The 22243-nt window shown below is 70.0% G+C and carries 26 protein-coding genes; 21 read left to right on the forward strand and 5 right to left on the reverse strand.

Annotated features, from left to right (window positions below; all coding sequences use genetic code 11):
• Positions 1-289: 289 nt before the first annotated feature.
• Both OS889_RS10880 and idsA3 read left to right on the forward strand, forming a co-directional pair.
• Positions 290-1648, forward strand: coding sequence for an RNase J family beta-CASP ribonuclease (locus tag OS889_RS10880; RefSeq protein ID WP_372389797.1), 1359 nt, complete (start codon positions 290-292; stop codon positions 1646-1648).
• A gap of 1 nt (position 1649) precedes the next feature.
• Positions 1650-2696, forward strand: coding sequence for a geranylfarnesyl diphosphate synthase (idsA3, locus tag OS889_RS10885; protein WP_372389798.1), 1047 nt, complete (start codon positions 1650-1652; stop codon positions 2694-2696).
• Between the two features lie 33 nt (positions 2697-2729).
• On the opposite strand, the gene OS889_RS10890 is transcribed toward idsA3, so the two are convergent.
• Entirely contained in the window at positions 2730-3413 is a 684-nt protein-coding gene (locus tag OS889_RS10890; RefSeq protein WP_372389799.1) for a haloacid dehalogenase type II, read from the reverse strand.
• Positions 3414-3504: 91 nt separating this feature from the next.
• Between OS889_RS10890 and OS889_RS10895 the strand changes: the two genes are divergently transcribed.
• From OS889_RS10895 to OS889_RS10925, 7 genes are all read left to right on the forward strand, one after another.
• Positions 3505-3939 (forward strand): hypothetical protein, encoded by a 435-nt coding sequence (locus OS889_RS10895; RefSeq protein ID WP_372389800.1) that lies wholly within the window; start codon positions 3505-3507, stop codon positions 3937-3939.
• Between the two features lie 112 nt (positions 3940-4051).
• Complete coding sequence (locus tag OS889_RS10900; RefSeq protein ID WP_372389801.1) at positions 4052-5764, forward strand: glutamate--tRNA ligase; 1713 nt, start codon at positions 4052-4054, stop codon at positions 5762-5764.
• Positions 5761-6432: a cyclase family protein gene (locus OS889_RS10905; protein WP_372389802.1), complete on the forward strand. Its 672-nt coding sequence runs from the start codon at positions 5761-5763 to the stop codon at positions 6430-6432. Before OS889_RS10900 ends, OS889_RS10905 begins: the two co-directional genes overlap by 4 nt.
• Positions 6433-6616: 184 nt before the next feature.
• Entirely contained in the window at positions 6617-6967 is a 351-nt protein-coding gene (locus tag OS889_RS10910) for a hypothetical protein (protein WP_372389804.1), read from the forward strand.
• 95 nt (positions 6968-7062) lie between these two features.
• Positions 7063-7611, forward strand: coding sequence for a hypothetical protein (locus tag OS889_RS10915; RefSeq protein WP_372389805.1), 549 nt, complete (start codon positions 7063-7065; stop codon positions 7609-7611).
• A 58-nt stretch (positions 7612-7669) separates the two neighbouring features.
• Positions 7670-9010: a histidinol dehydrogenase gene (gene hisD / locus OS889_RS10920; RefSeq protein ID WP_372389806.1), complete on the forward strand. Its 1341-nt coding sequence runs from the start codon at positions 7670-7672 to the stop codon at positions 9008-9010.
• Positions 9011-9013: 3 nt separating this feature from the next.
• Positions 9014-9826, forward strand: coding sequence for a class I SAM-dependent methyltransferase (locus tag OS889_RS10925; protein WP_372389808.1), 813 nt, complete (start codon positions 9014-9016; stop codon positions 9824-9826).
• Positions 9827-9848: 22 nt separating this feature from the next.
• Here OS889_RS10925 and OS889_RS10930 read toward each other — a convergent pair whose 3' ends face one another.
• On the reverse strand, positions 9849-10277 hold the full coding sequence (locus OS889_RS10930) for a universal stress protein (RefSeq protein WP_372389809.1): 429 nt from the start codon (positions 10275-10277) through the stop codon (positions 9849-9851).
• Positions 10278-10397: 120 nt separating this feature from the next.
• On the opposite strand from OS889_RS10930, the gene OS889_RS10935 reads away from it, so the two are divergent.
• The 5 genes from OS889_RS10935 to OS889_RS10955 all read left to right on the forward strand — a co-directional run bounded on the left by OS889_RS10935 (position 10398) and on the right by OS889_RS10955 (position 12985).
• Positions 10398-10763, forward strand: a complete 366-nt coding sequence (locus OS889_RS10935; protein WP_372389811.1) for a HesB/IscA family protein — start codon at positions 10398-10400, stop codon at positions 10761-10763.
• Between the two features lie 65 nt (positions 10764-10828).
• Positions 10829-11080 (forward strand): DUF5816 domain-containing protein, encoded by a 252-nt coding sequence (locus tag OS889_RS10940; protein WP_372389812.1) that lies wholly within the window; start codon positions 10829-10831, stop codon positions 11078-11080.
• Positions 11081-11179: 99 nt separating this feature from the next.
• Positions 11180-11521, forward strand: a complete 342-nt coding sequence (locus OS889_RS10945; RefSeq protein WP_372389813.1) for a DUF7116 family protein — start codon at positions 11180-11182, stop codon at positions 11519-11521.
• A gap of 142 nt (positions 11522-11663) precedes the next feature.
• A complete protein-coding gene (locus tag OS889_RS10950) occupies positions 11664-12332 on the forward strand; it encodes a hypothetical protein (protein WP_372389814.1) in 669 nt (222 codons plus the stop codon).
• Positions 12329-12985 (forward strand): DUF2238 domain-containing protein, encoded by a 657-nt coding sequence (locus tag OS889_RS10955; RefSeq protein WP_372389816.1) that lies wholly within the window; start codon positions 12329-12331, stop codon positions 12983-12985. Before OS889_RS10950 ends, OS889_RS10955 begins: the two co-directional genes overlap by 4 nt.
• Before the next feature lie 12 nt (positions 12986-12997).
• On the opposite strand, the gene OS889_RS10960 is transcribed toward OS889_RS10955, so the two are convergent.
• On the reverse strand, positions 12998-14257 hold the full coding sequence (locus OS889_RS10960; RefSeq protein ID WP_372389817.1) for a right-handed parallel beta-helix repeat-containing protein: 1260 nt from the start codon (positions 14255-14257) through the stop codon (positions 12998-13000).
• A 134-nt stretch (positions 14258-14391) separates the two neighbouring features.
• On the opposite strand from OS889_RS10960, the gene OS889_RS10965 reads away from it, so the two are divergent.
• The 3 genes from OS889_RS10965 (at position 14392) to OS889_RS10975 (ending at position 16561) form a co-directional block, all read left to right on the forward strand.
• Positions 14392-14598, forward strand: a complete 207-nt coding sequence (locus OS889_RS10965) for a dodecin (protein WP_372389819.1) — start codon at positions 14392-14394, stop codon at positions 14596-14598.
• A gap of 90 nt (positions 14599-14688) precedes the next feature.
• Positions 14689-16083 carry a bifunctional metallophosphatase/5'-nucleotidase gene (locus OS889_RS10970; RefSeq protein WP_372389820.1) on the forward strand — a complete coding sequence of 465 codons (1395 nt, stop codon included), beginning with the start codon at positions 14689-14691 and terminating at the stop codon, positions 16081-16083.
• 73 nt (positions 16084-16156) lie between these two features.
• Positions 16157-16561, forward strand: coding sequence for a universal stress protein (locus tag OS889_RS10975; RefSeq protein WP_372389821.1), 405 nt, complete (start codon positions 16157-16159; stop codon positions 16559-16561).
• A gap of 50 nt (positions 16562-16611) precedes the next feature.
• Here the strand turns inward: OS889_RS10975 and OS889_RS10980 are convergent, their stop codons facing one another.
• Positions 16612-17673, reverse strand: a complete 1062-nt coding sequence (locus OS889_RS10980; RefSeq protein WP_372389823.1) for a mechanosensitive ion channel family protein — start codon at positions 17671-17673, stop codon at positions 16612-16614.
• A gap of 83 nt (positions 17674-17756) precedes the next feature.
• Here OS889_RS10980 and OS889_RS10985 point away from each other — a divergent pair, with 83 nt between their 5' ends.
• Positions 17757-18497 carry a proteasome assembly chaperone family protein gene (locus OS889_RS10985; protein WP_372389824.1) on the forward strand — a complete coding sequence of 247 codons (741 nt, stop codon included), beginning with the start codon at positions 17757-17759 and terminating at the stop codon, positions 18495-18497.
• An 86-nt stretch (positions 18498-18583) separates the two neighbouring features.
• Positions 18584-19645, forward strand: coding sequence for an HTH-type sugar sensing transcriptional regulator TrmB (gene trmB / locus OS889_RS10990; RefSeq protein ID WP_372389825.1), 1062 nt, complete (start codon positions 18584-18586; stop codon positions 19643-19645).
• Between the two features lie 27 nt (positions 19646-19672).
• Here the strand turns inward: trmB and OS889_RS10995 are convergent, their stop codons facing one another.
• Positions 19673-20308, reverse strand: a complete 636-nt coding sequence (locus tag OS889_RS10995; RefSeq protein WP_372389827.1) for a hypothetical protein — start codon at positions 20306-20308, stop codon at positions 19673-19675.
• 145 nt (positions 20309-20453) lie between these two features.
• Between OS889_RS10995 and OS889_RS11000 the strand changes: the two genes are divergently transcribed.
• Both OS889_RS11000 and priS read left to right on the forward strand, forming a co-directional pair.
• Positions 20454-21014, forward strand: coding sequence for a helix-turn-helix transcriptional regulator (locus OS889_RS11000; RefSeq protein WP_372389828.1), 561 nt, complete (start codon positions 20454-20456; stop codon positions 21012-21014).
• 59 nt (positions 21015-21073) lie between these two features.
• A complete protein-coding gene (priS, locus tag OS889_RS11005; protein WP_372389829.1) occupies positions 21074-22231 on the forward strand; it encodes a DNA primase small subunit PriS in 1158 nt (385 codons plus the stop codon).
• Positions 22232-22243: the final 12 nt, after the last annotated feature.

The following is a 22243-nucleotide window of genomic DNA, read 5'->3' on the forward strand; positions in this document are numbered from 1 at the left end:
GACCCGAGTGCTCGTCCGGCGGCGCGAGACGGGCGAGCGCCAACCCGGTTAGTTTTTAGTACCAGGCCGAGAATGGGTTCGTACCAGACTCCCGCGGGCAAGTGCCCGACCGCCGGGCACGCGGGACCGACGACCGACGCGCTGCAAGACGCCGGGGCCGATCGGTCCCGAGACCGGCCCACCCGGGGCCACGGAACTCGACGGGACGTTTACGTGAGCACCCTCGCCACGTCGGCGGACAGTCGCGACGACCGTCCGAACCGGTGGCTTTCGATGCTCGGATTCGACTATGGAAATCGAAATTGCGACAATCGGCGGATACGAAGAGGTCGGTCGACAGATGACGGCCGTTCGCGCGGGCGACGACGTCGTCATCTTCGATATGGGCCTGAACCTCAGTCAGGTCCTGATCCACGACAACGTGGAGACCGAAAAGATGCACAGCCTCGATCTGATCGACATGGGCGCCATCCCGGACGACCGGGTGATGTCCGACCTCGAGGGCGACGTGCAGGCCATCGTGCCGACGCACGGTCACCTCGACCACATCGGTGCCATCTCGAAGCTCGCGCACCGGTACAACGCGCCGGTCGTGGCTTCGCCCTTCACGATCGAGCTGGTGAAACAGCAGGTCGAAGGCGAGACGAAGTTCTCCGAGAGCTTCAACAACGACCTCGTGAAGATGGAGGCCGGCGAGACGATGTCGATCGGCGACTCCGGCAACGTCGAACTCGAGTTCGTCCACGTGACCCACTCGATCATCGACGCGATCAACCCCGTCCTCCACACGCCCGAGGGCGCGATCGTCTACGGCCTCGACAAGCGGATGGACCACTCGCCGGTCCTGGAGGACCCGATCGATATGGAGCGGTTCCGCGAGATCGGCCGCGAGGACAACGGCGTCCTCTGTTACATCGAAGACTGCACCAACGCGGGCCGGAAGGGCCGGACGCCCTCGGAGTCCCACGCGCGCTCGCACCTCGAAGACACGATCCGCTCCATCGAGGACTACGACGGCGGCATCGTCGCCACGACGTTCTCCTCGCACGTCTCGCGGGTCTCCTCGATCGTCGAGTTCGCCAAGGACATCGGGCGCCAGCCCGTGCTCCTCGGCCGCTCGATGGAGAAGTACTCCGGGACGGCCGAGCGGCTCGGCTTCGTCGACTTCCCCGACGACGTCGGGATGTACGGCCATCGCAAGTCCGTCGACCGGACGTTCAAGCGGATCATGAAGGAGGGCAAGGAGAACTACCTGCCCATCGTGACCGGCCACCAGGGCGAGCCGCGCGCGATGCTCACCCGGATGGGTCGCGGCGAGACCCCCTACGAGATCGAGGACGGCGACAAGGTCATCTTCTCGGCGCGGGTCATCCCCGAGCCGACCAACGAGGGCCAGCGCTACCAGTCCGAGCGCCTCCTGAAGATGCAGGGCGCCCGCATCTACGACGAGATCCACGTCTCGGGCCACCTACGCGAGGAGGGCCACTACCAGATGATCGACGCGCTCCAGCCCCAGCACATCATCCCGGCTCACCAGAACCTCGAGGGGCTGGCGCCCTACGTCGACCTCGCGGAGTCGCAGGGCTACGCGATGGGGCGGGACCTGCACGTCACGCGGAACGGCAATATGATCCAGCTGGTGGAGTGAGATGAGCTCGGAAGCGACGGAGGAACGGGTGCTCGAGGCCATCGCCGCGCGGCGCGAACTCGTCAACGACGCGCTCGACGACGACGTGCCGATGGGATCGCCCGAGCGGCTCTACGAGGCGACGCGCTACCTCTTGAAGGCCGGCGGCAAGCGGCTCCGGCCGACGGTCTCGCTTCTGACCGCCGAGGCGCTGGCGGACGTCGAGCCGCTGTCTGCGGACTACCGCGCGTTCCCCGCGCTCGACGGCACGGAGATCGACGTGATGTCGGCGGCCACGAGCATCGAGGTCATCCAGTCGTTCACGCTCATCCACGACGACATAATGGACGACGACGACCTCCGTCGCGGCGTCCCCGCGGTCCACAAGGAGTACGACACCGAGACCGCGATCCTCGCGGGCGACACCCTCTATGCGAAGGCCTTCGAGCTGCTCTCGGAGACGGGCGCCGACCCCGCGAACGGCCTCGAAGCCGTCCGGCGGCTGGCGACGACCTGCACGCAGATCTGCGAGGGTCAGGCGCTCGACATCGAGTTCGAGCGCCGGACCGAGGTGCTCCCCGAGGAGTACCTGGAGATGATCGAGCTGAAGACCGCGGTGCTGTACGGGACCGCGACCGCGACGGCCGCGACGCTGATGGGCGCCGACGACGACGTGGTGGAGGCGCTCTACCGCTACGGCATCGACTCCGGGCGGGCGTTCCAGATCCAGGACGACGTCCTCGATCTGACCGTCTCCTCGGAGCAGCTCGGCAAGCAGCGCGGCTCGGACCTCGTCGAGAACAAGGAGACGCTCATCACGCTCCACGCCCGTCAGCAAGGCGTCGACGTGGACGGCCTCGTCGAGACCGACGACGTCGACGACGTCTCCGAGGCGGAGATCGAGGCGGCGGTCGAGCGGCTCGAAGCCGCCGGGTCGATCGAGTACGCCGAACAGAAGGCCGAAGAGCTGACCGCGCGGGCGAAAGAGCACCTCGACGTCCTGCCGGACAACGAGGCGCGCGACCTGCTCGCGGACATCGCGGACTACCTCATCACCCGCGGGTACTGACGCGACCGCGTTCTCCCGCGGTCGCCTCACCGCTCACGCCGACAGCGCCTCGGCCAGTTCGTCGAACGTCTCGACCGTCAGGTCCGGGTCGCCGCCGAAGCCGTCCCAGGGGTCGCCCTTCCGATCGACCCGGACGCCCTGCATCCCGGCGTGCTGGGCGCCGTACACGTCGAACCACGCGGCGGTCACGTGCGCGATCTCGTCGATCGGCGTCCCCGTCCGTGCGGCGGCGTGGCGGTAGAGTTCGGCGTCGGGCTTGAACGTCCGCACCTCGTCGGCGCTGATCGTGTCCGCGATCAGGTCGCCGATCTCGGCGTGGTCGACCATCGAGGCCAGCATCTCGGGGTTGCCGTTGGAGACGACGTAACAGTCGTAGCCCGCCTCGCGGAGCCGTTCGATCCCGTCCCGGACGTCGTCGAAGACGTCGAGTTCGTGGTAGACGGCCAGGATCTCGTCGCGTTCCGAGTCCCGGATGTCGACGCCGTGGGCGTCGAGCGCGTACTGGAGCGCGTCGCGGTTCATCTCGTAGAAGGGCTGGTAGGCGTCGACGTGGTTGGCGACGAAGGTGTACTCGATCGAGCGCGCCCGCCAGAGCTTCGAGACCGGCTCGGGGTCGTCGACTCGGTCCGCGAGGGCGGCCTCGGCGGCGTCGACGTCGACGATGGTGCTGTACGAGTCGAAGGTGACCGTGCGGACGCGGTCGGGGGCGAAAGACATCGCCGGGGGATTACAGAGCCACCGACAAAACAGTGAGGCGGCGGTCCCGCGCGGCCGGACGGTTCTTGTCGGCGGCGGGTGAAGGCGAGATATGGTCTCGAACACGCGGCTGTACGGCGCGGCGATCGCGTTCGCCTCGGGTCTGTACTCGCTGTGGAGCGCCTCGATGACGGCGCGGATGGGCGTCGGCGGGTGGCTGATGGCCGCGATCGGCGTCGTCGTGCTCGTCCACGGGGCCGTCCTGCTCACGAGCTACGCGTCGCGACTGCGGAGTACGAGCGGCCCGCTGATGATCGGATACGCCGCCGTGATGCTCCTGCTCCAGGCGCTGTCGGGGGCCGGGATGACGACGATGGGCGGGTCGGGTCCGGGATCGATGAACGGCGGGATGGCGGACGGCGGGATGATGGGCGAAAGCGCGATCAGCGCCGGGATGGGGTGGGACGCCGGGATGGTGTTTCTCGCCCTGTTGATGCTCGTGAGCGGCGTCATTATGACGCGAGAGCGGGACTCGACGGAGATGTGAGTCGGCGGGAGCGACCGACGACGACGCCGAAGACGAGCACGAGCGGAACCGCGACCGCTCCGGCCCCCGGAATCCGCTTCTGTTTTTACCGGGGAGGACGCACCGACGCCTAATGGACGACGATCTACGCGAGCGCGTCGAGCGCGCGGCGGAGAAACACGCCCTGCTCAACGCGGTCAAGTACGAGAGCGACGCCGACGTCGGCGCCGTGATGGGCCCGCTGATGGGCGAGAATCCCGACTTCCGGGAACACGGCGACGAGATCCCGGGCGTGGTCGGCGGCGTCGTCGCCCGCGTCAACGACCTCTCGACCGAGGAAAAGCGCGAGCGGCTGGAAGAGCTCGCGCCCGAGGAGCTGGCCGAGATCGAGGCCGAAGACGAGGGCGACGACCACGACCTCCCGGACCTCCCGAACGCTGAGGACTACGACGAGGTGCGGATGCGCGCCGCGCCGAACCCCAACGGCCCCTGGCACATCGGCCACGCGCGGATGCCCGCGGTCATCGGGACGTACAAGGAGCGCTACGACGGATCGTTCGTCGTCCGCTTCGACGACACCGACCCCGAGACGAAGCGCCCGGATCTGGACGCCTACGACGCCATCCTGGAGGACATCGACTACCTCGGCTTCGAGCCCGACGAGGTCATCGTCGCCTCCGATCGCCTGGGGACCTACTACGAGCACGCCCGCGAACTGATCGAGTGCGGCGGCGCCTACACCTGCTCGTGTTCGGGCGAGGCCTTCTCGGACCTGAAGAACAGCGGCGAGGCGTGCCCGCACCGCGACAAGGACGAGTCGACGACGATGGCGGAGTTCGAGGAAATGGTCGACGGCGAGTACGACGCCGGCGAGATGGTCCTCCGGGTCCGGACCGACATCGAGCACAAGAACCCCGCGCTGCGCGACTGGGTCGCCTTCCGGATGATCGACACGCCGCACCCGCGCGAGGAGGCCGCGTCCTACCGGTGCTGGCCGATGCTCGACTTCCAGTCGGGCGTCGACGACCACCTCACGGGCGTCACCCACATCATCCGCGGCATCGACCTCCAGGACTCCGCGAAGCGCCAGCAGTTCGTCTACGACTACTTCGACTGGGAGTACCCCGAGGTCGTCCACTGGGGTCACGTCCAGGTCGACGCCTACGACGTGAAGCTCTCGACCTCGGAGCTCAAAGCGAAGATCGACGCCGGCGAACTCGACGGCTGGGACGACCCGCGAGCGCCGACCCTTCAGAGCCTCCGTCGGCGGGGGATCCGCGGCGAGGCCGTCGTCGAGGCGCTCACGGCGCTCGGGACCTCGACCTCGAACGTCGACCTCTCGATGAGTTCGATCTACGCCGAGAACAGAGAGCTCGTCGACGACGAGGCCGCGCGCTACTTCCTCGTCCGCGACGGGCGAGCATTCGATGTCGAGGGCGGCCCCGACGCGGGACACCCGCCGCTGCACCCCGACCACGAGGAGCGCGGCGAGCGGACGATCCCGGCCGATCGCGTCGTCGTCGAGCCCGAGGACGTGCCCGCGGAGGGCGAGCGCGTCTGGCTGAAGGGCTACGCCTGCGTCCGTCGCGAGGGCGACGCGCTCGTGGCGACCGGCGATTCCATCGACGCGGTGCGCGAGGGCGGCGTCGACGTGATCCACTGGGCGCCGGCCGAAGACAACGTCGAGGTGCGGATGCGGACGCCCGACGGCGACGTGAGCGGCGTCGCAGAGCCCGACTTCGCCGGGACTGACGTCGACGACGTCGTCCAGTTCGAGCGGATCGGCTTCGCCCGCGTCGACGACCACGGCACCGAGGAGTCGGTCGCCTACTGGACGCACCCGTGAGCCGGGGGCCGGACGCGGGATCGACGGAGGGCGACGGGGTCGACCGCGACATCGTCGATCTCACGCGGCCGGTCGAGTCCGGAATGCCGACGTATCCCGGCGATCCGGAGGTCCGAATCGAGCCCCACGCGACCCACACGGACGACGGCTACCGCGTCTCCCGCATCGCCCTCGGCAGTCACGCCGGCACGCACGTCGACGCGCCGGCCCACACCGAACCCGACGGCGCGACCCTCGGATCGTTCTCGCTCGCGGACCTCCGATTCCGCGCCCGAGTGGTCGACTGCCGCGGCGCGGGCGCGAACGAGGCGATCGGGGCCGCGGCGCTCGATCCGCTCCCGCTCGACGACGTCGGCGCGGTCGTCTTCCGGACGGGCTGGAGCGACGCCTGGGGGACAGGTCGGATGACCGACCACCCGTACCTCGCTCCCGAGACGGCCCGGCGGTGCGCGGAGGCGGGCGTCGCGGTCGCGGTCGACGCGCTCAGTCCGGACCCGACCGGCGGAGACGGCTTCGACGCGCACCGCGCGCTCCTCGGGGCGGGCCTGCCGATCGTCGAGAACGTCCGCGACCTCGGGACGCTTCCCGACCGCGCGTTCGAGCTGTGCGTCGTGCCCCTCGCCGTGGACGTCGACGGCGCACCGGCCCGCGTCTTCGCTCGCGTGTGAGGCGCGCGCCGCGCGGGATGGCCGGACGGATGCCCGATCACCCCGGCCCTGGCGACCGATCGGCGGGCGTCCGGCTTAATCCGGATTAAACGGCGGAAAAACGGCGGGAAAACCGGCCGAACCGCGGTTCACGGTCGTCCCGGTTTAGGTACTCTCGGGTCGTCCGTCCGGGTGAGGATCGACGATGAAGCGAACAACGATACTCGCCGCCGCGCTCGCGGTGCTCGTCGCCGCGACGGGCGCGGCGGTCGCGGCGCCCGGAAGCACAGCCCAGTCAGACGCCGGAAGCGCGGACGCGGCCGGCGACGCGCCCGCACAGGCGCAGTCAGGTGCCGAGGAGGCGGGCGACGCCGGGCCGCCGGACGAGCTGCCCGGTCCCGTCCCGGACTTCGTCTCGAATATCCACGGGCTGATCCAGCAGTTCATCGACGGCACGCTGGACTCCCTGGGGCCGAACGTGAGCGAGGCGGCCGGGAACGGCGACGAGAGTTCGACCGACGGATCGGACACGGACACCGCGACGACGACTCCGTGAGCCGATCCCGGCCCTCTCGGAGGGTGACCGATACCACTTTGGGCGGGTCGGACGAATAGCGAGGCGAACGCAGGACCCCTCCCGCTGAGTTGGCTATGGAAGGCAAACCGATCATCATCATCGCGCTCTTGGTCGCGGTCGGCGGCGGGGCCGCCGTCATCGGCGGCGATCTGCTCCCCGGAAACGGCGACGAGAGCACGGCACCGTTCCCGACCGAGACGCCGGGACCGAGCACGGCGACGGAGACCGGCGGCGGCTCCGGCGACGCGACCGCGACGGCGACAGCGACGCCGACGCCGCCGTTCGGATTCGTGATCGAGGACATCACGTCCTGCGGGACGACCTGCCGGAACGTCACCTCGACGCTCGTGAATCAGCAGGACACGACGGCCTCGGACATCACCGTCTACACGCGGATCTTCGCCGGCCGAGGCGTCGGCAGCGACGACGACGTCATCTGGCGCGGCCAGGAGGGCGTCGGCACGCTCGGTGCCGGCGAGTCGTATACGACGACCCGCCAGGTCGAACTGTCCTACTCGGAGGCGCTCGCGGTCCAGAACAACGACGGCTGGATCACCGTCCAGACGACCGTCGAGACGGCCGACCAGACCGTGACGTTCAGCGACGAGCGGCAGGTCGCCTGACCGGCACCTCACTCCCGGATCCGGAACGTCCTTACCCGCAGGCGCCGAACCGCGCGGTATGGTGCTTGAAGTGCGGGCCGTCTCCGACCTCTCGCCCGACGAGCGCGCGGCCTTCTTCGACCGCGACGCGGGCGTGAGCGACGTCCGGAGCGACGTCGAGGAGATCGTCGACCGGGTGCGGACCGAGGGCGACGTGGCCGTCCGGGAGTTCTGCCGGGAGTTCGACGGCGTGGAGGTGGGCAACCTCGACGTGACCGACGACGCCGAGCGGGCTTACGACGAGATCGACGCCGAGGTGCGCGAGGCGATCGAGACCGCCGCGGCGAACGTCCGGGCGTTCCACGAGCGGCAGGTCCCCGAGGACTGGCGGGACTCGTTCGGCGGCGACTCGGGCGGCGTCCGGGAGCTCGGCCGCCGCTTCCGCCCGTTGGAACGCGTCGGCGTCTATGCCCCCGGCGGGACCGCCGCCTACCCCTCCAGCGTCCTGATGGGCGTCGTGCCCGCGAAGGTCGCGGGCGTCGACCACGTCGCGCTCGCGACGCCCCCGGCCGAGGAACTGAATCCGGTGACGCTCGCGGCCGCCCACGTCGCGGGCGCGGACCGGATCTACAGCGTCGGCGGCGCGCAGGCGATCGGCGCGCTGGCGTACGGGACAGAGAGCGTCACGGGCGTCCAGAAGGTCGTCGGCCCCGGAAACAAGTGGGTCACCGCGGCGAAGGCGGCCGTCCGCGGCGACGTCGACATCGACTTCCTGGCCGGGCCCTCGGAGGTCCTGGTGCTCGCCGACGAGACGGCCGACCCCGACCTCGTCGCCGCCGACCTCGTCGCGCAGGCCGAACACGACCCCGCCGCGTCGGTCGTCGCCGTCACTGACGACGAGGCGCTCGCCGCAGACGTCGTCGAGGCCGCAGGAAGCGAGATCGACGAGCGCGAGCGCGCCGGGGTGATCCGCGAGGCGCTCGAAAACGACGCCTCGGGCGTCCTCCACGCCCGCTCGATGTCCGAGGCGGTGCTGTTCGCCGAGGAGTACGCCGCCGAACACCTCTCGATCCAGGCCGACGACGACGAGGCCCTGTTGGACCGGATCACGAACGCCGGGAGCGTCTTCCTCGGACCGCACACGCCCGTCGCGGCCGGCGACTACGCCTCCGGGACGAACCACGTGCTCCCGACCTCAGGCGGCGCGAAGCGCTACGGCGGCCTCTCGGTCGACGCGTTCCTCCGATCGACGACGGTCCAGCGCCTCGACCGCGACGGCCTGGACGGCCTCGCGGACACGATCACGACGCTCGCCGAGGCCGAGGGGCTGGAGGCTCACGCCGAGAGCGTCAGGGCGCGGTTCGACGACGGAGACGCCGGGGCGGGATCCGATTCCGGCCCCGAGGCGGAGCCCGAGTAACGGATGGTCGCCCGCCGCCCGCCGACGTTCGCCGACGCCTGCCGCGCCGTCCTCGACGACCCCGCGGGCGACCACGCCGCCGACACGACGCTCGCGCCGATCCACGCGCGGACCGTCCCCGAGACGTGGGGCGAGCGGCGCGCCCACCTCGTCCGGACTCGCTTCCCGGCGGACGTCGAGCGGGTCCTCGAACTCGGCTGCGGGATCGGCGCGCTCCTCGGGCCGCTGAGCGCGCGGTACGACGTCGTCGGCGTCGACGACGCCCGCGCGTACCTCCGCTTTCCGGCCGCGCGCGGCGAGGCTGTCGTCAGGGGTTGGCCGACAGATCCCCCGGTCGGAGCCGCCTTCGACGCCGCCTGTGTCTTAGAGCGTAGCGCCGCGCGATACGGGCCGCTGGACCTCTGTGTGGCCGCCTACGGATCGCTCCGCCCCGGCGGCATCGTCGTCGTCGCGGCGCCGACCGACCCAGATGCGGTGATCGAGCCCGGAGTCGAGACGTACAGCGGCGCGCGATACTTCCTGGAGCGCGCGGTCGACGTGGCCGGCGACGGCACCGCCGTCGTCGACTACCGCGTCACCGACCGGCGGACCGGCGACGCGGCGGTGGCGACCGAGCGCCGAACCGTCGCGACGACCTCGGCGGACGGACTCGCGGCCGCGCTGCAGACTGCGGGCTTCGAGGACGTGCTCGTCTCCGGGGAGAGCGATCTGCCGGGCCTCGTCGTCGGACGCGGCGTCCGCCCCGTCGAGACCGGCGCGGCGGGCGCGGACCTCGAAGCGCTCCCGTCCGGAGACGAGGAGCGAGAGCGAGAGTGAGAGCGGGGACGAGCCCGAACGATCAGTCGGAGTCCTCGCTGCGGATCGTCAGGACGGGCACCGGAGAGCGTCGCACGACCCGCTCGGTCGTGCTCCCGAGGAGATACCGATCGAGCCCGCGGCGACCGTGGGTGCCCATCACGATGACGTCGGCGTCGACGGCGTCGGCGTAATCGAGGATCGTTTCGACCGGATCGCCCGTCTCCACGGCGTCGACGAGGTCGACGGTGTCGGTGAGGCGTTCTGTCGCGTCGGCCAGGATCCGCTCGCCCTCCTGTTCGAGCGCGTCGACGACCTCGCCGCCGAGCGTCGTGACGCTGTCGCGGTTGCTGTCCGCGACATAGAGGAGATGGAGCGTCGCGCCGTGGTCCCGCGCCAGCCCCACCGCGTGGTCGAGCGCCGCGTTGGCCTGGTCGCTGCCGTCGGTCGGAACGAGGATGGTGTCGTACATACCTGGGGGTTCGCGAGCGGAGGGGATATAACCCTCGCAGGCCGGCGTAATGGGATCCGGTTATCCCCTCGGGGGGTCGGTGGCGTCAACATTAACATCGTCGGCGCGGAAGGGGTGTGTATGAGTACAGAGACGGCCGGCGGCGACGCCGACGCGACCGTCACCGTCACCCAGGAGGCTGCCGAGGAGGCGCTCGGCCTCATCGAGTCCGAGGGGCTCGACACCGACGAGGCGGGACTGCGCCTGTTCGTCCAGCAGGGCGGCTGTGCGGGCCTTTCCTACGGGATGCGGTTCGATCACGAGCCGGAGCCCGACGACGCGGTCGTCGAACAGCACGGCCTCCGGGTCTTCGTCGACCCGGCGAGCCAGAACTACGTCGGCGGTTCGACGCTGCGCTACGAGGGCGGCCTCCAGGGCGCGGGCTTCCACGTCGAGAACCCGAACGTCGTCAGCGAGTGCGGCTGCGGCGAATCCTTCCGGACGTAACGCGGCCGGCCCCCCACCGACGGGCCGAGCGTGAGGCCTATACTGCCACGTCGTCAACCCCGGGTATGGCTGTCGAACTCGATCCCGTCGCCGCGCCCGGCGGCGAGACGGTGTACGTCGATCGCGACCGGGCCGAACGGGGGGCCAAGGGGCCGTTCTACGTCGCCTACGCGACCCCCGACGGGACGGAGCGCTGGGGGTTCTTCTGTGCGAACTGCGAGTCGGCGGACAACGCGATGGACACGATGGGTAGAATCGAGTGCAACGTCTGCGGCAACATCCGCAAGCCCGACGAGTGGGACGCCGCCCACGAGTAATCCGACTGAAATCGGAATCTGAGCCTCCGTCGCCCGCGATTCCCAGGTGTGTGATACCGTAACAAGCTTTATGCACCAGGCTGTCGTAGGTCCGAGTACATGCCCCCTGTCAGCATGCCTCCCTCGGAGGACGCCCGGGCGATCTTCAGTCGGCTGGGCTACAGTGTCTCTGGCGACGGCGCGGAGTTCGTCGCCGAGCGAAAGTGGCGCACCGTCCGCGTCACGGCGCTTGCGGACGGCGACGACCTCAACGGACGCCGCGCGCTCGCGGACGGCGGCGAGCCGTCGAACGACTATCAGTTCCGATGCTTCGTCGCGCCGAAGGAAGCGACAGGGGACGTACAGAATCGGCTCGCGAGCGTCGATCCGGGATACGAGTGGGCCGTGATCGGCGTCGACGACGACGGCGACTACGACGTCCACCTGCCGGACGCCTCCTGAACGCCGTCGGCGTCGGAGCCGACACCGCGCGTTTTTCGATGCCGGCCCGACCGACTCGAACGGACCGAGAGCTCGCGGCTCGTCGACCGCGTCGCTACCGACCCACGAACCGTTTTGTATCCGGCGGTACCTACCCGTCGGTATGTCGGACTCCGGGCTGTCGAGCGTCGTCGAGAGCCGCCGCGTCAACGCCGCCCTCGCGGGGAGCATCGCGCTGTTCCTGGCGGCCGCGGCGGTCGGGCAGTTCCTCGACGGGGAACTGGAGTGGGCGGGGTTCACCGTCGCGGTTCTGGTGGTCGCGTTGATCCCGCCGGTCGCCCGCCGCCGCCCGACGGCGATGCTGCCCTGGGAGGTCGTCTTCCTGGCGGCGCTGCCGATCGTCTCCCGCGCGCTCGTCGCCGGCGAGACCGTCGGCGGGATGACGTTCTCCGGGCGGATCATCACCTACGTCGCCGTGGCGGCGCTCGCGCTCTTGATCGCCGTCGAACTGGACGTGTTCACGGGCGTGAAGATGAACCACCGCTTCGCGGTCGTCTTCGTCGTCGTGACGACGATGGCCGCCGCGGGCCTCTGGGCGGTCGTCCGGTGGCTCTCGGACGTCCTCATCGGGACGCGGTTCCTCTACGACGGCCGGACGGAGCACGTCATCGAGGAGGCGCTGATGTGGGACTTCGTCGCCGCGACGCTCGCCGGCGTCGCCGCCGGCGTCCTGTTCGAGTACTACTTCCGGCGGCACGCCCGCCTCCTGAAACGGATCCCCGACGCCGAGCCGGGCACCAGGCCCGACGGCGAGGAGGTGCCCACCCGATGAGGGTCCGCGACAACCTCCAGATCACCGTGCGGCGCCAGCGTCAGGCCGCGCGCGCGATGCAGTTCCTCCTGGCGCTGATGTTCCTGAGCGGCCTCGCGCTCCGCAACGCGGGGGTCGCAGTGAACGCGCTCGTGGGCCTGCTCGTGACGTTCCTGCCGGGCGTCCTCGAAGAGGACCTCGGCATCCCGATCGACGCCGGCCTCGCGCTGTGGATCACGGCCGCGGTCTTCCTCCACGGGCTGGGGACGATCACGATTCCGGGGATCGGCAAGCCCTACGCCGACATCTGGTGGTGGGACCACCTGACGCACGCGCTGTCGGCCAGCCTCGTCGCGGCCGTCGGCTACGCGACGACCCGCGCGGTCGACATCCACTCGGACGCCGTCACGTTCCCGCCGCGGTTCCAGTTCGTCTTCATCCTGCTTTTCGTCCTCGCGTTCGGCGTCTTCTGGGAGGTGATCGAATTCGCCATCGGCCTCGCGGCCTCGCTCACGGGAACGCCGGGCGTCCTCACCCAGTACGGCCTCGGGGACTCGATGCTGGATCTCGTCTTCGACACCGTCGGCGCGGTCCTCGTGGCCATCTACGGGAGCAATCAGCTCTCGGATGTCATCGACGCCCTGACGGCGCGACTCGAAGCGGCGCAGGGCTGATCCGGCGCCGCTTCACCGTCCGCTTGCCCCGGCCGTGTGACCGATTCCGTCGCTCCGCGGGAGGTCGTCGGGACAGGCCCGATCCGGCGTTCCGTCTGTCGCACCGTCGTACGTGTTCCCGCAGACTGCCCGCTGGTCGTCCTGGCCCCTGACGGCGGGGAACGCGATCGCTTTGTCGTCGAAGCCGGTGATTCGGTTCCCGTAGACGGCGTTGTCGGCGCCGCCGCGTCGTTCGATCTCCGAGGGGTCGTCTTTCGCCGCCCGCGCGTCGCGAGCCTTGTAGCTTCCCACTTCGACGCCGTGGCCGTTCCCGTTCCGCAGGTCGCACCACCGGACGGTCGCGCCGAAGCTCTGGAACCGCACGGACGCCGCCGGGGAGTCTTCGGTGTTCGCCGAGCCGCCGCCGTCGGTGCAGTACTCGACGAGGATGTCCGAGGTACCCAGTTTCGTGTTCACGATCTCGGAGTGGGGGTGGCCCGCGCTGTTGTCGAGGTGATGCACGTGGATGTCCGACGTCCGGTCGTACTCGGTCCAGGGGTGCCAGTCTTTCCCGAGGTTGCTCGGTGAGGTCCCGACGTAGACGATTTCGCCGTTGTGCCCCGGCGTGTCGGTCAGGAAGTACTTCGTCCCCGCGGGGCCGATCACCTCGAACGGCCCGACCGTCGAGTGCTGGGTGCGTTCGAGGCTCACCAGCGACTTCTGCGTGTTGCCGATGCGGTGCGGCGCGATCACGAGGTCTTCGAGGTACTCGTCGGTGTCCGTCGGCGGCCGGGCCTGGACCAACTGCGCGCGGCTGTAGGAGTTGACATCGTCGGGCGCGTCGGGATTCTCCAGCCCGTCGATCGAGAGCCCCGTCAGGTGGATGTGGCTGTGACGAATGAACACGACGTTATAGATCCGTGGATCGCTCCGGAGGACCGCCTCCGGTGGCCCGGTGATCGTGATCGGCGCGCCCGGTTCGCCCCCGTGCGGGGGCTCGATCTTTTCAGTGTACGCCCCGGGTCGAACGTGGACGGTGTCCCCCGGTCGCGCGCGTTCTACCGCCTCCTGGATGAATTTGTGCGGGTCGTCGCTCGTCCCCGACGCGCCGAGGGAGCCGTCAGGCGCGACGAAGATCGTGTTCGGCCGCTCTCGCGGAGTCGAGGTCTGCGGTGCCCCCGTCGTGGACCCCGACACCGTGTCGGCCCCGCCCGACGTCCCGCGTCGGTCCGTCCCGGCACAGCCGGCGAGCAGGCCGACGCCGAGGGCCGAGAGATACGACCGTCGTTTCATACGTCGCCCTGTGGTCGCGGCCGAAAGTAGCTATTCGACGCGAGCTGACATATCTTGGGCGGCGTTGGGGTGACGAGCGACAGCCGCCGCCTCCCCGAGACTTATCGTGCTCCGTGCTGTACCTCCGCACGGCGATGGTCTTCAAGAAGGTCACCCTAATCGGTCGTAGCGGAGAGAGCTTCGACGAGGCGGTCGACGACGCGATCGACCGCGCGGAGGAGACGCTCGACAACGTCCACTGGATCGAGGTGGACGAACTCGGCGTCGAGATCGCCTCCGTCGAAGACAGAGAGTACCAGGCGGAGGTCACCGTCGCGTTCCAGCTCCGAGACGGCGACTAGCGGACGCGAGCCCGGCCGCGACGACCGGCGCGTCGGCCCGACCGTGACACACCGACGATTTCTTCTCCGTCGCCCGACCAGTCAGTGACAATGCCGCGTCTCCTCCACTACTCTGACATCGAGAACGTCTACGACGACCCGGTCCGCGTGGGTCGGCTGGCGGGCGCGGTGCGCTCGCTCGACGGCCCGGACGCGGTGGTCTGCGGCAGCGGCGACGACACCGCGCCGGGCGTGCTCTCGCTCATCGAGCGCGGCCGGCAGGCGCTCGATTTCTTCCGCGCTGTCGACGCCGACGTCGAGACCTTCGGCAACCACGACTTCGACTACGGGCCGGCGGCGGCGCGGGACCTCGTCGCCGACGCGCCCCAGACTTGGCTCTCCGCGAACGTCTTCGACGCCGACGGCGAGCGCTTCGCGGGCGACCACGTCGCCCCCGCGACCGTGATCGAGGTCGACGGGGCGCGCCTGGGGTTCTTCGGCGTCACCGACCCGGCGACGCCGTCGCTGAATCCGATGGCCGGCGACATCCGGGTCACGGACCCCTACGAGGCCGCCGCCGAGGCCGTCGCATCCCTCCGCGAGCGTGACGTCGACTACGTCGTCGCCGTCTCGCACCTGGGCGGTGGCGACGACGAACTGGTCCGCCGGGTCGACGTCGACCTCGTCCTCGGGGGGCACGTCCACGCCGAGCGCCGGGAGCGGGTCACCGGGACGCCCCTGCTCCGGCCGGGCGCGAACGGTCACGTGATCTTCGAGGTCCGCCTCGGCGACGGGATCGACGTCGTACGCCACGAGACGGGCGACGCGCCAGTCGCCGAGGACGTCGTCGAGGCCCTCGAAGGCCGCGTCGACGCCGCCGGCTTGGACGAGGTGGTCGCCCGCGTTGCGGAGCCACTGGACCGGAGCGAGGAGACGGTCTTCGGCGGCGAGTGCCGACTCGGCAACTTCGTCGCCGACGCCTACCGGTGGTCGCTCGGCGCCGACGTCGGCCTCCAGAACAGCGGCGGGATCCGCAACGGGCCGCCGCTGTCGGGCGACGTGACCGTCGCCGACCTCGTGAGCGTCATCCCCTTCGAGGAGCACGTCGTCCGCGCGGAGGTCACCGGCGCGGAACTCCGCGAGATCGCCCGCGAGTCCGCGGCCAGCGTCGTCGACTTCGGCGAGCCCGGCTGGTGGCACGGCCACTTCTCGGGGCTGTCCGTCCGCTGGGACGACGGCTCCGACGAGCTGCTCTCGGTCCGCGTCGGCGGCGAGCCGATCGATCCCGAGCGGCGCTACACGATCGCTACGTCCGCCTATCTCCTGCATACGGACCACGAGTTCCCGACGCTCGGCGAGCGACACCGCGCGGGCGAGGGCGACATCCAGTTCGAGGTGCTCGCCGCCTACGCCCGGGAGTTCGGCGTCGGCGCGGCCGTCGAGGGGCGCGTCCGGCGATACGGAGCCGACGAGGCGGAGTCGGCGCTCCGCGGGGAGTCGGAATGAGACGCGGGACCGCGCCGCCGATCCCGCGGCCGAGTGGAAACGTTCAGGGGCCGCGGGGGCGTTCGCTCCGACGATGACGCGCGTCGTGGTCCCCGTCCGGTATCCGCTGTCGAAGCACTCGCGAGCGACGCTGTCGGAGGCGATCCGGATCGCCGACGAGCGGGAGGCCGAGCTCACGGTCCTGCACGTCGACCTCTACCAGGAGAGCCACGGCGTGACCCGCGCCGAACTGAAGCGCGCGGTCGAGGTCGCCTTTGGCCCGCAGGACCGGACGCGGTACGTGGTCCGGCGGGGGTTCCTCGTCGAGGAGACCATCCTCGAGGAGGTCGCGGCCGACGAGGCCGACATCGTCGTCTTGGGCTCCAAACAGGCGAGCCGGTGGCGGAGTATGCTCCGGCGCTTCCTCGACGACCCCGACATCGAGTCGTACCTCCGCGAGAAGCTGGAGTGTACCGTGATCACCGTCCAGGCCGAGTAGGACCCGACGCCGCGGGGGGCCCCGGCCTCGCGACCTCGGCGGCGCTCGGGTCACTCCTCGCCCGCGCCCGAGGACGCGTCTCCGGGCGGGGCGCCTTCCGACGGTGGCCCGTCAGCGATCTCGGCGTCCCGCTCCCGACGCGTCGCGGGCGCCGCTTCGGCGGCGACGTCGGATCGGTCCCCTCGCTTCCCGACCGTCGCGTCCAGCGTCCCGCTCGTGTCGTCGAAGACGAGGTGACGGTGCGGGTACGCGAACTCGACGTCGCCGTCGGTCTCGGCGACGCCGTCCCAGATCCGGTCGCGGACCCGCGACTCGACGGTCGGGATCTTGTACGGCTTGTGCGCCCAGTAGCGCAGTCGGAGGAGCACGCCGTCGTCGGCGAACTCCGAGCGGAGGACCGTCGGCCGCGCGGGGTACCGGGCGCTCCCGATGCGGATGTCCGGACCGCCGCCGATGACCGCCTCGTCGTCGGCGGCTGCGCTGCGGAGCAGCTGCTTCGCGCGCTCGGTGTCCGACTCGTAGGTGACGAGGACGTCGAGCGAGAGCCGAACGCGCTCGTCCTCGGCGGAGTAGTTCGTGACCAGCTGATCGCGGATCACCGAGTTCGGAATCACGAGGAAGGTGTTGTTGAGCGTGAACAGCTTCGTGTAGCGGATCGTGATCTCGTCGACGAAGGCGCGGCGACCGTCGGTCAGTTCGATGAGGTCGCCGATCTCGTACGGCTGGTCGGCGAGGATGAACAGGCCGTTGATGATGCTCCCGACGATCGGCGCGAGGACGATACCCAGGACCGCCGAGAACACCGTCACCGAGAGGACCAGATCGCCGACTTCGAGGCCGAGAATCCTGGCCGCGCCGCCGGCGGCGAGCAGCACGACGCTGACCCGAATCAGGCGCAAGACGGTCTGTGCGACGCTCTGGCGTCGGAACTGCTTGGCGACAGAGCGCCCGACCAGCCTGACGACGTACCGCGAGAGGAGGACGCCGAGGCCCAACATCAGGACTGCGCCGACGATCCGCCACCCCGGGAACTGGAGCCACTGCGGCACCGTCGCCGCGATCGGTCCGCTGGCGGGGGCCGTGGTGCTCGCGGCCGTCGTAGCCGACTGCATATCTCCGTCCACGACGGGGGCGAACAAAAAGCGTTCTTCCCGTCCGGGTAAAGTGATAAGTCACCGCTCCGTGTCGGATCGGTATGGCAGGCGCCTCCGACCGCGAGCCCGACTTCACGATCACCCACGACGCCGACCCGAGCGAGACGCTTCTCGTCGGCCTCTCGTCGTTCGGCCTCGCGGGGCTGACCGCCGTCGACTACCTCGTCGATCACCTCGACCTCCGCGAGCAGGGCCACCTCTCGGCGGAGGGGCTCCCCACCGTCACGCCCTTCGAGGAGGGTCGACCGCGACATCACACCCGGCTGTTCTCCCGCGACGACCTCGACGTCTCGGTCCTCGTCGGCGAGCTGTTCGTCCCCGTCGGCGCCGGGCGGGCCTTCGCGGACGCGATCCTCGACTGGACCGAGGCGAACGGCGTCCGCGACGTGGCGATCCTCTCGGGCGTGCCCATCCCCCACGGGCCGGACGACCACCGGACGTACTACATCGCGACCGACGACTACCGCGAGCGGTACCTCGGGGAGTCCCCGATCCCGCCGATGGGGCGGGGGTTCCTCGACGGGACCAACGCGGCGCTCATCGAGCGCGGCCTCGACTCGCCGCTCGGCGTCTGCACGTACGTGACGCCCGTCCACGCCCGCGTGCCCGACGTCGAGGCGTCGATCCGCCTCGTCGAGACGGTCCAGTCGGTGTACGGCCTCGACGTCGACGCCGGCCCGCTCGAAGCGTTCGCGGGCGAGATCGAACAGTACTACGCCGAACTCGCCGAGCGGATGGACGCCCGCGACGAAGACCTCCCCGAGGATCGGATGTATATGTGACCGTCGATCGTGGAAAACGACGTTTCGGAATCTAGTGCTACTCGAAGCATAGTAAATTGTAAGTGGGCGCGACGAGACGGGCTCGTATGGCAGACGAACTCCGGACGACGCTCGAACGCGTCGGAGAGCGATTCAACCTCGGCGAGTACGAGATCGAGGCCTACCTGGCCGTCCTCGAACACGGCGAGCTGACGGCCTCGGAGATCGCCGACGGGACCGAGATCCCCCAACCGCGGGTGTACGACACCGTTCGGAGCCTCTCGGACCGCGGCCTCGTCGAACTGCGGGAGTCGCGGCCGATGAAGGTCGTCGCCGTCGACCCCGACGACGCCTTCGGGAACGTGAAGCAGTCGCTCGACGACCTGGTCTCGGAACTGGAGGCCCGATACACCGCGCCGGCGCGGGACACCGAGGCCGTCTCGCTGGTGAAGTCGCGGTCGACGATCCTCCGGTACATCGAGGAGATCATCGACGACGCCGAGTACGAGCTCGTGCTGTCGCTCACGCCGGACCTCCTCCGTCGCTTCCGCGACGACCTCGCGGCCGCGATCGACGACGGCGTGAGCATCGACCTGCTCGTGACGCCCGCCTCGCGCGCGCCCGACCCCGAGGAGTTCGACTACCTGGAGATCGCCACCGTCGCCCGCGCCCGCCGCGGGATCACGACGCCCGTGCTGGCGGTCGCCGACGGCAACTACTCGATCTACGCGACCCAGGACGCCCTCCGCGACGACCGCGACCGCTACGGCGTCATCTTCAACCGCTCGGCGCTCGGCTTCCTGGTCTCGGGCTTCTTCGGGACCGTCCTGTGGACGACCGCGGAGACGCTCGTCGCAGACGGCAAGCGCCGGCCCTTCCCGCGCCGCTACGCGTCGATCCGCCGCGCGGTGAAGGACGTCCGGGAGTTCGACGGGCCGTTCTACGCGTCGGTGACGGGACGGGACGTCGAGACGGGCGACCCCGTCCTCGTCGAGGGCGAGGTCGAGACGACGACGTTCGAAGAGACGGAGGAGGTCGCCTCGCTCCGCCTGGAGACCGAGGAGGGCATCCTCGAAGTCGGCGGCCTCGTGGCCTCGCTCGAAGACGTCGAGGCCCAGGAAATCATCCTCGGGCGGGACGGGATCCCGGACCGCGACCAGTTCGAGTGACCGGGGCTCCGCCGGCGGCCCGACCCGTCAGGACCCGCCGATCGCCTCCCAGTCGGTCACGTCGGTGACCGTCCGGTTCCGGAGGTCGACGACCGCGGTGTACCGCGTCTCGCCGGTCGCGTTCCGAACCCTGACCACCGCCTCACCGGGGACGTAGCTCCGATTGCGGGTGACCGTGACCGAGCCCGACTCCGAGGTGGAGTCGACCCGGAAGACGGACGCGTCTCCCTCGCCGGCCCCGCCTTCAGATGAAACTTCGTATTCGACGTGTCGACCGACGTCGAGCCGCTGGATCGGTTCGACGACCAGTCGCGGATCCCGCACCGTCGAGAGGTATCGCCGGAGCGTCCTGTTGTTCCGCGCGACGGCCTTCGCTCGCTCACGCTGGCGCTCGGTGAGCGGGCCCTCGTCGACCGAGAGGCTGTACCGCCTCGCTCCGGTGCGTTCGATCTCGACGCTCCGTATCTCGCTCGTGTCGTTCGCGACGACCGCCTCCCGGCCGTCGCCCGCGACCGTGACCGAGTCCTCGGAGACGACGAACGCGCCCCCGGGGTCGGGAGTCGCCGGGCCGATACCGATCGCGACGCCGATACCACCGATCGCGACGCCGACCGCCGCCAGTCCGAACAGGAGGGCGATCGGCGAGCGGGGAGCGGATACCATCACTCGACCGTTGTGTGAAAGGCCTCATCAGCGCTTCGTCGGAAGGCGTTCGAAACGGCTTCGAAACGCGTTTCATCGGTGTTTCAGTCGCTTTCGCGGGCAAATAGGATAACTTACATACGGGTCGAAATGCCAAGCCCCGACGATGGAAGCCCTCCGAGACGACCGCCTGATCGCGGCGACGGTCTTCGTCGTCGCGACGCTGGTGTTGACGGTGCAGTTCCTCACCCCCTCGCCCGTCGTCGTGTCCGTCGGAGACGGCGGCGCAACGACGACCGAGCTGGGGAGCTACTACACGCGGGAGGACGCCGCCCTCCTCGCCATCGCGGCGTGCCTGTTCGGCGCGGCGGGGACCTACCTATTCGCCTCCCTCCGCAGCGATCCGGCGACAGGGGAAAACGAAGCCGACGCTCAGCCCGAACCCGAGACGTCGAATCCGGGGTCGGAGTCCGAACGGGAGTCGGAATCAGCACGCGAGGACACCCGCCGGGACGAGTGGGCGGCGACGGCGGACCGCCTCGCCGGCACCGAGGAGACCGTCTACCGGACCGTCCTGGAAGCGGAGGGAGAGCTCCCGCAGGCCGAGGTAGTGGAGCGGACCGACCTCTCGAAGGCGACCGTCAGTCGGGTGCTGGACAGCCTGGAGCGCCGGGATCTGGTGGATCGGCGTCGGCGCGGCCTGGGGAACGTCGTGCGCCTCCGCTGATCGTGGCCCGGCGGGAGACACAACGGCTTTACCCCTCCCTTCGCAATCGGATTTGACTGATGGAGTCGCGCACGCGGACCTACCTGGAGGGGCGGTTCGGCGACTACTACCGCCGGAGCGACGTCGCCCTGCCGCCCGCGGCCGAGCGCCGCGAGTGGGGGCACATCCCCTGGAGCGCGGGCTCGACCACGATGGTCCGACACCAGTCGCTGCTGGACATCGGCGACCTCTCGGACTTCCTCCACCGGACCGCGCCGCGGCACGTCTACTTCTCGTCGGCGCGCTTCGCCGACCCCGGCGCGGGCTCGATGGACGAGAAGGGCTGGCAGTCCGCGGACCTCGTCTTCGACCTCGACGCCGATCACCTCCCGGCCGTCGATCCCGCGGAGGCCTCCTACGCGGAGATGCTCGCGGCCTGCAAGGAGGAGCTCCTGAACCTCCTTTCGTTCGTCGACGACGACTTCGACTTCTCGGACGTCACGGTGGTCTTCTCCGGCGGCCGGGGCTACCACGTCCACGTCCGCGACCCCGAGGTCCGGGGGCTGGACAGCGAGGCCCGCCGGGAGATCGTCGACTACGTCCGGGCGATCGACCTCGACGTCGACGGCCTGATCGAGACGCGCTCGGTCCGGGGGACGACCCGGCGGATGCTCCGCCGCCGCGGCGGGTGGGGCGCCCGCGTCCACCGGCGGCTCGTCGACCTGTCCGAGCGCCTGCGGGAGATGGACGAGGGCGATGCGCTCGATCGCCTCCAGGAGCTGGAGGGGATCGGCGCCGGGCGCGCGGAGACGATCCTCGGCCAGATCGAGCACAACTTCGACGCGATCCGCGAGGGCAACGTCGAGGCCGGCGGCCCGGGCACGCGGATCCTCGTCGAGGCGCTCGCCGAGGAGGCGATCGAGGCGGAGACCGCGCCGATCGACGAGCCCGTGACGACGGACACGAAGCGGCTCATCCGCCTGCCGGGGAGCCTCCACGGCGGGTCCGGCCTCGCGGTGACGCCGCTCGATCGCGACGAGATCGAGGCGTTCAGGCCGCTTGAGGACGCGATCCCGGACCGCTTCCGCGGGCGGGAGATCCGGGTCTCTGTCACCGAGCCCGGCCCGGTCGACTTCGACGGCGACACGTTTACTATCCCGGAGGGAGAGCAATCCGTAGAAGAGTGCCTCGGGATCTTCTTGATGACCCGGGGACGCGCGGAGAAGATCAAAGAGTGACACGAGTGAGGG

Origin of the sequence: Halobellus sp. MBLA0158 (assembly GCF_041477585.1) — an archaeon.
Lineage (GTDB): Archaea > Halobacteriota > Halobacteria > Halobacteriales > Haloferacaceae > Haloquadratum > Haloquadratum rubicundus.

Excerpts from the sequence above, each read along its gene's own strand:
- OS889_RS10880 (WP_372389797.1), top strand. The coding sequence starts at position 290 with ATGGAAATCGAAATTGCGACAATCGGCGGATACGAAGAGGTCGGTCGA.
- idsA3 (WP_372389798.1), top strand. The coding sequence starts at position 1,650 with ATGAGCTCGGAAGCGACGGAGGAACGGGTGCTCGAGGCCATCGCCGCG.
- OS889_RS10890 (WP_372389799.1), bottom strand. The coding sequence starts at position 3,413 with ATGTCTTTCGCCCCCGACCGCGTCCGCACGGTCACCTTCGACTCGTAC.
- OS889_RS10895 (WP_372389800.1), top strand. The coding sequence starts at position 3,505 with ATGGTCTCGAACACGCGGCTGTACGGCGCGGCGATCGCGTTCGCCTCG.
- OS889_RS10900 (WP_372389801.1), top strand. The coding sequence starts at position 4,052 with ATGGACGACGATCTACGCGAGCGCGTCGAGCGCGCGGCGGAGAAACAC.
- OS889_RS10910 (WP_372389804.1), top strand. The coding sequence starts at position 6,617 with ATGAAGCGAACAACGATACTCGCCGCCGCGCTCGCGGTGCTCGTCGCC.
- OS889_RS10915 (WP_372389805.1), top strand. The coding sequence starts at position 7,063 with ATGGAAGGCAAACCGATCATCATCATCGCGCTCTTGGTCGCGGTCGGC.
- hisD (WP_372389806.1), top strand. The coding sequence starts at position 7,670 with ATGGTGCTTGAAGTGCGGGCCGTCTCCGACCTCTCGCCCGACGAGCGC.
- OS889_RS10925 (WP_372389808.1), top strand. The coding sequence starts at position 9,014 with ATGGTCGCCCGCCGCCCGCCGACGTTCGCCGACGCCTGCCGCGCCGTC.
- OS889_RS10930 (WP_372389809.1), bottom strand. The coding sequence starts at position 10,277 with ATGTACGACACCATCCTCGTTCCGACCGACGGCAGCGACCAGGCCAAC.
- OS889_RS10935 (WP_372389811.1), top strand. The coding sequence starts at position 10,398 with ATGAGTACAGAGACGGCCGGCGGCGACGCCGACGCGACCGTCACCGTC.
- OS889_RS10940 (WP_372389812.1), top strand. The coding sequence starts at position 10,829 with ATGGCTGTCGAACTCGATCCCGTCGCCGCGCCCGGCGGCGAGACGGTG.
- OS889_RS10945 (WP_372389813.1), top strand. The coding sequence starts at position 11,180 with ATGCCCCCTGTCAGCATGCCTCCCTCGGAGGACGCCCGGGCGATCTTC.
- OS889_RS10950 (WP_372389814.1), top strand. The coding sequence starts at position 11,664 with ATGTCGGACTCCGGGCTGTCGAGCGTCGTCGAGAGCCGCCGCGTCAAC.
- OS889_RS10955 (WP_372389816.1), top strand. The coding sequence starts at position 12,329 with ATGAGGGTCCGCGACAACCTCCAGATCACCGTGCGGCGCCAGCGTCAG.
- OS889_RS10960 (WP_372389817.1), bottom strand. The coding sequence starts at position 14,257 with ATGAAACGACGGTCGTATCTCTCGGCCCTCGGCGTCGGCCTGCTCGCC.
- OS889_RS10965 (WP_372389819.1), top strand. The coding sequence starts at position 14,392 with ATGGTCTTCAAGAAGGTCACCCTAATCGGTCGTAGCGGAGAGAGCTTC.
- OS889_RS10970 (WP_372389820.1), top strand. The coding sequence starts at position 14,689 with ATGCCGCGTCTCCTCCACTACTCTGACATCGAGAACGTCTACGACGAC.
- OS889_RS10975 (WP_372389821.1), top strand. The coding sequence starts at position 16,157 with ATGACGCGCGTCGTGGTCCCCGTCCGGTATCCGCTGTCGAAGCACTCG.
- OS889_RS10980 (WP_372389823.1), bottom strand. The coding sequence starts at position 17,673 with ATGCAGTCGGCTACGACGGCCGCGAGCACCACGGCCCCCGCCAGCGGA.
- OS889_RS10985 (WP_372389824.1), top strand. The coding sequence starts at position 17,757 with ATGGCAGGCGCCTCCGACCGCGAGCCCGACTTCACGATCACCCACGAC.
- trmB (WP_372389825.1), top strand. The coding sequence starts at position 18,584 with ATGGCAGACGAACTCCGGACGACGCTCGAACGCGTCGGAGAGCGATTC.
- OS889_RS10995 (WP_372389827.1), bottom strand. The coding sequence starts at position 20,308 with ATGGTATCCGCTCCCCGCTCGCCGATCGCCCTCCTGTTCGGACTGGCG.
- OS889_RS11000 (WP_372389828.1), top strand. The coding sequence starts at position 20,454 with ATGGAAGCCCTCCGAGACGACCGCCTGATCGCGGCGACGGTCTTCGTC.
- priS (WP_372389829.1), top strand. The coding sequence starts at position 21,074 with ATGGAGTCGCGCACGCGGACCTACCTGGAGGGGCGGTTCGGCGACTAC.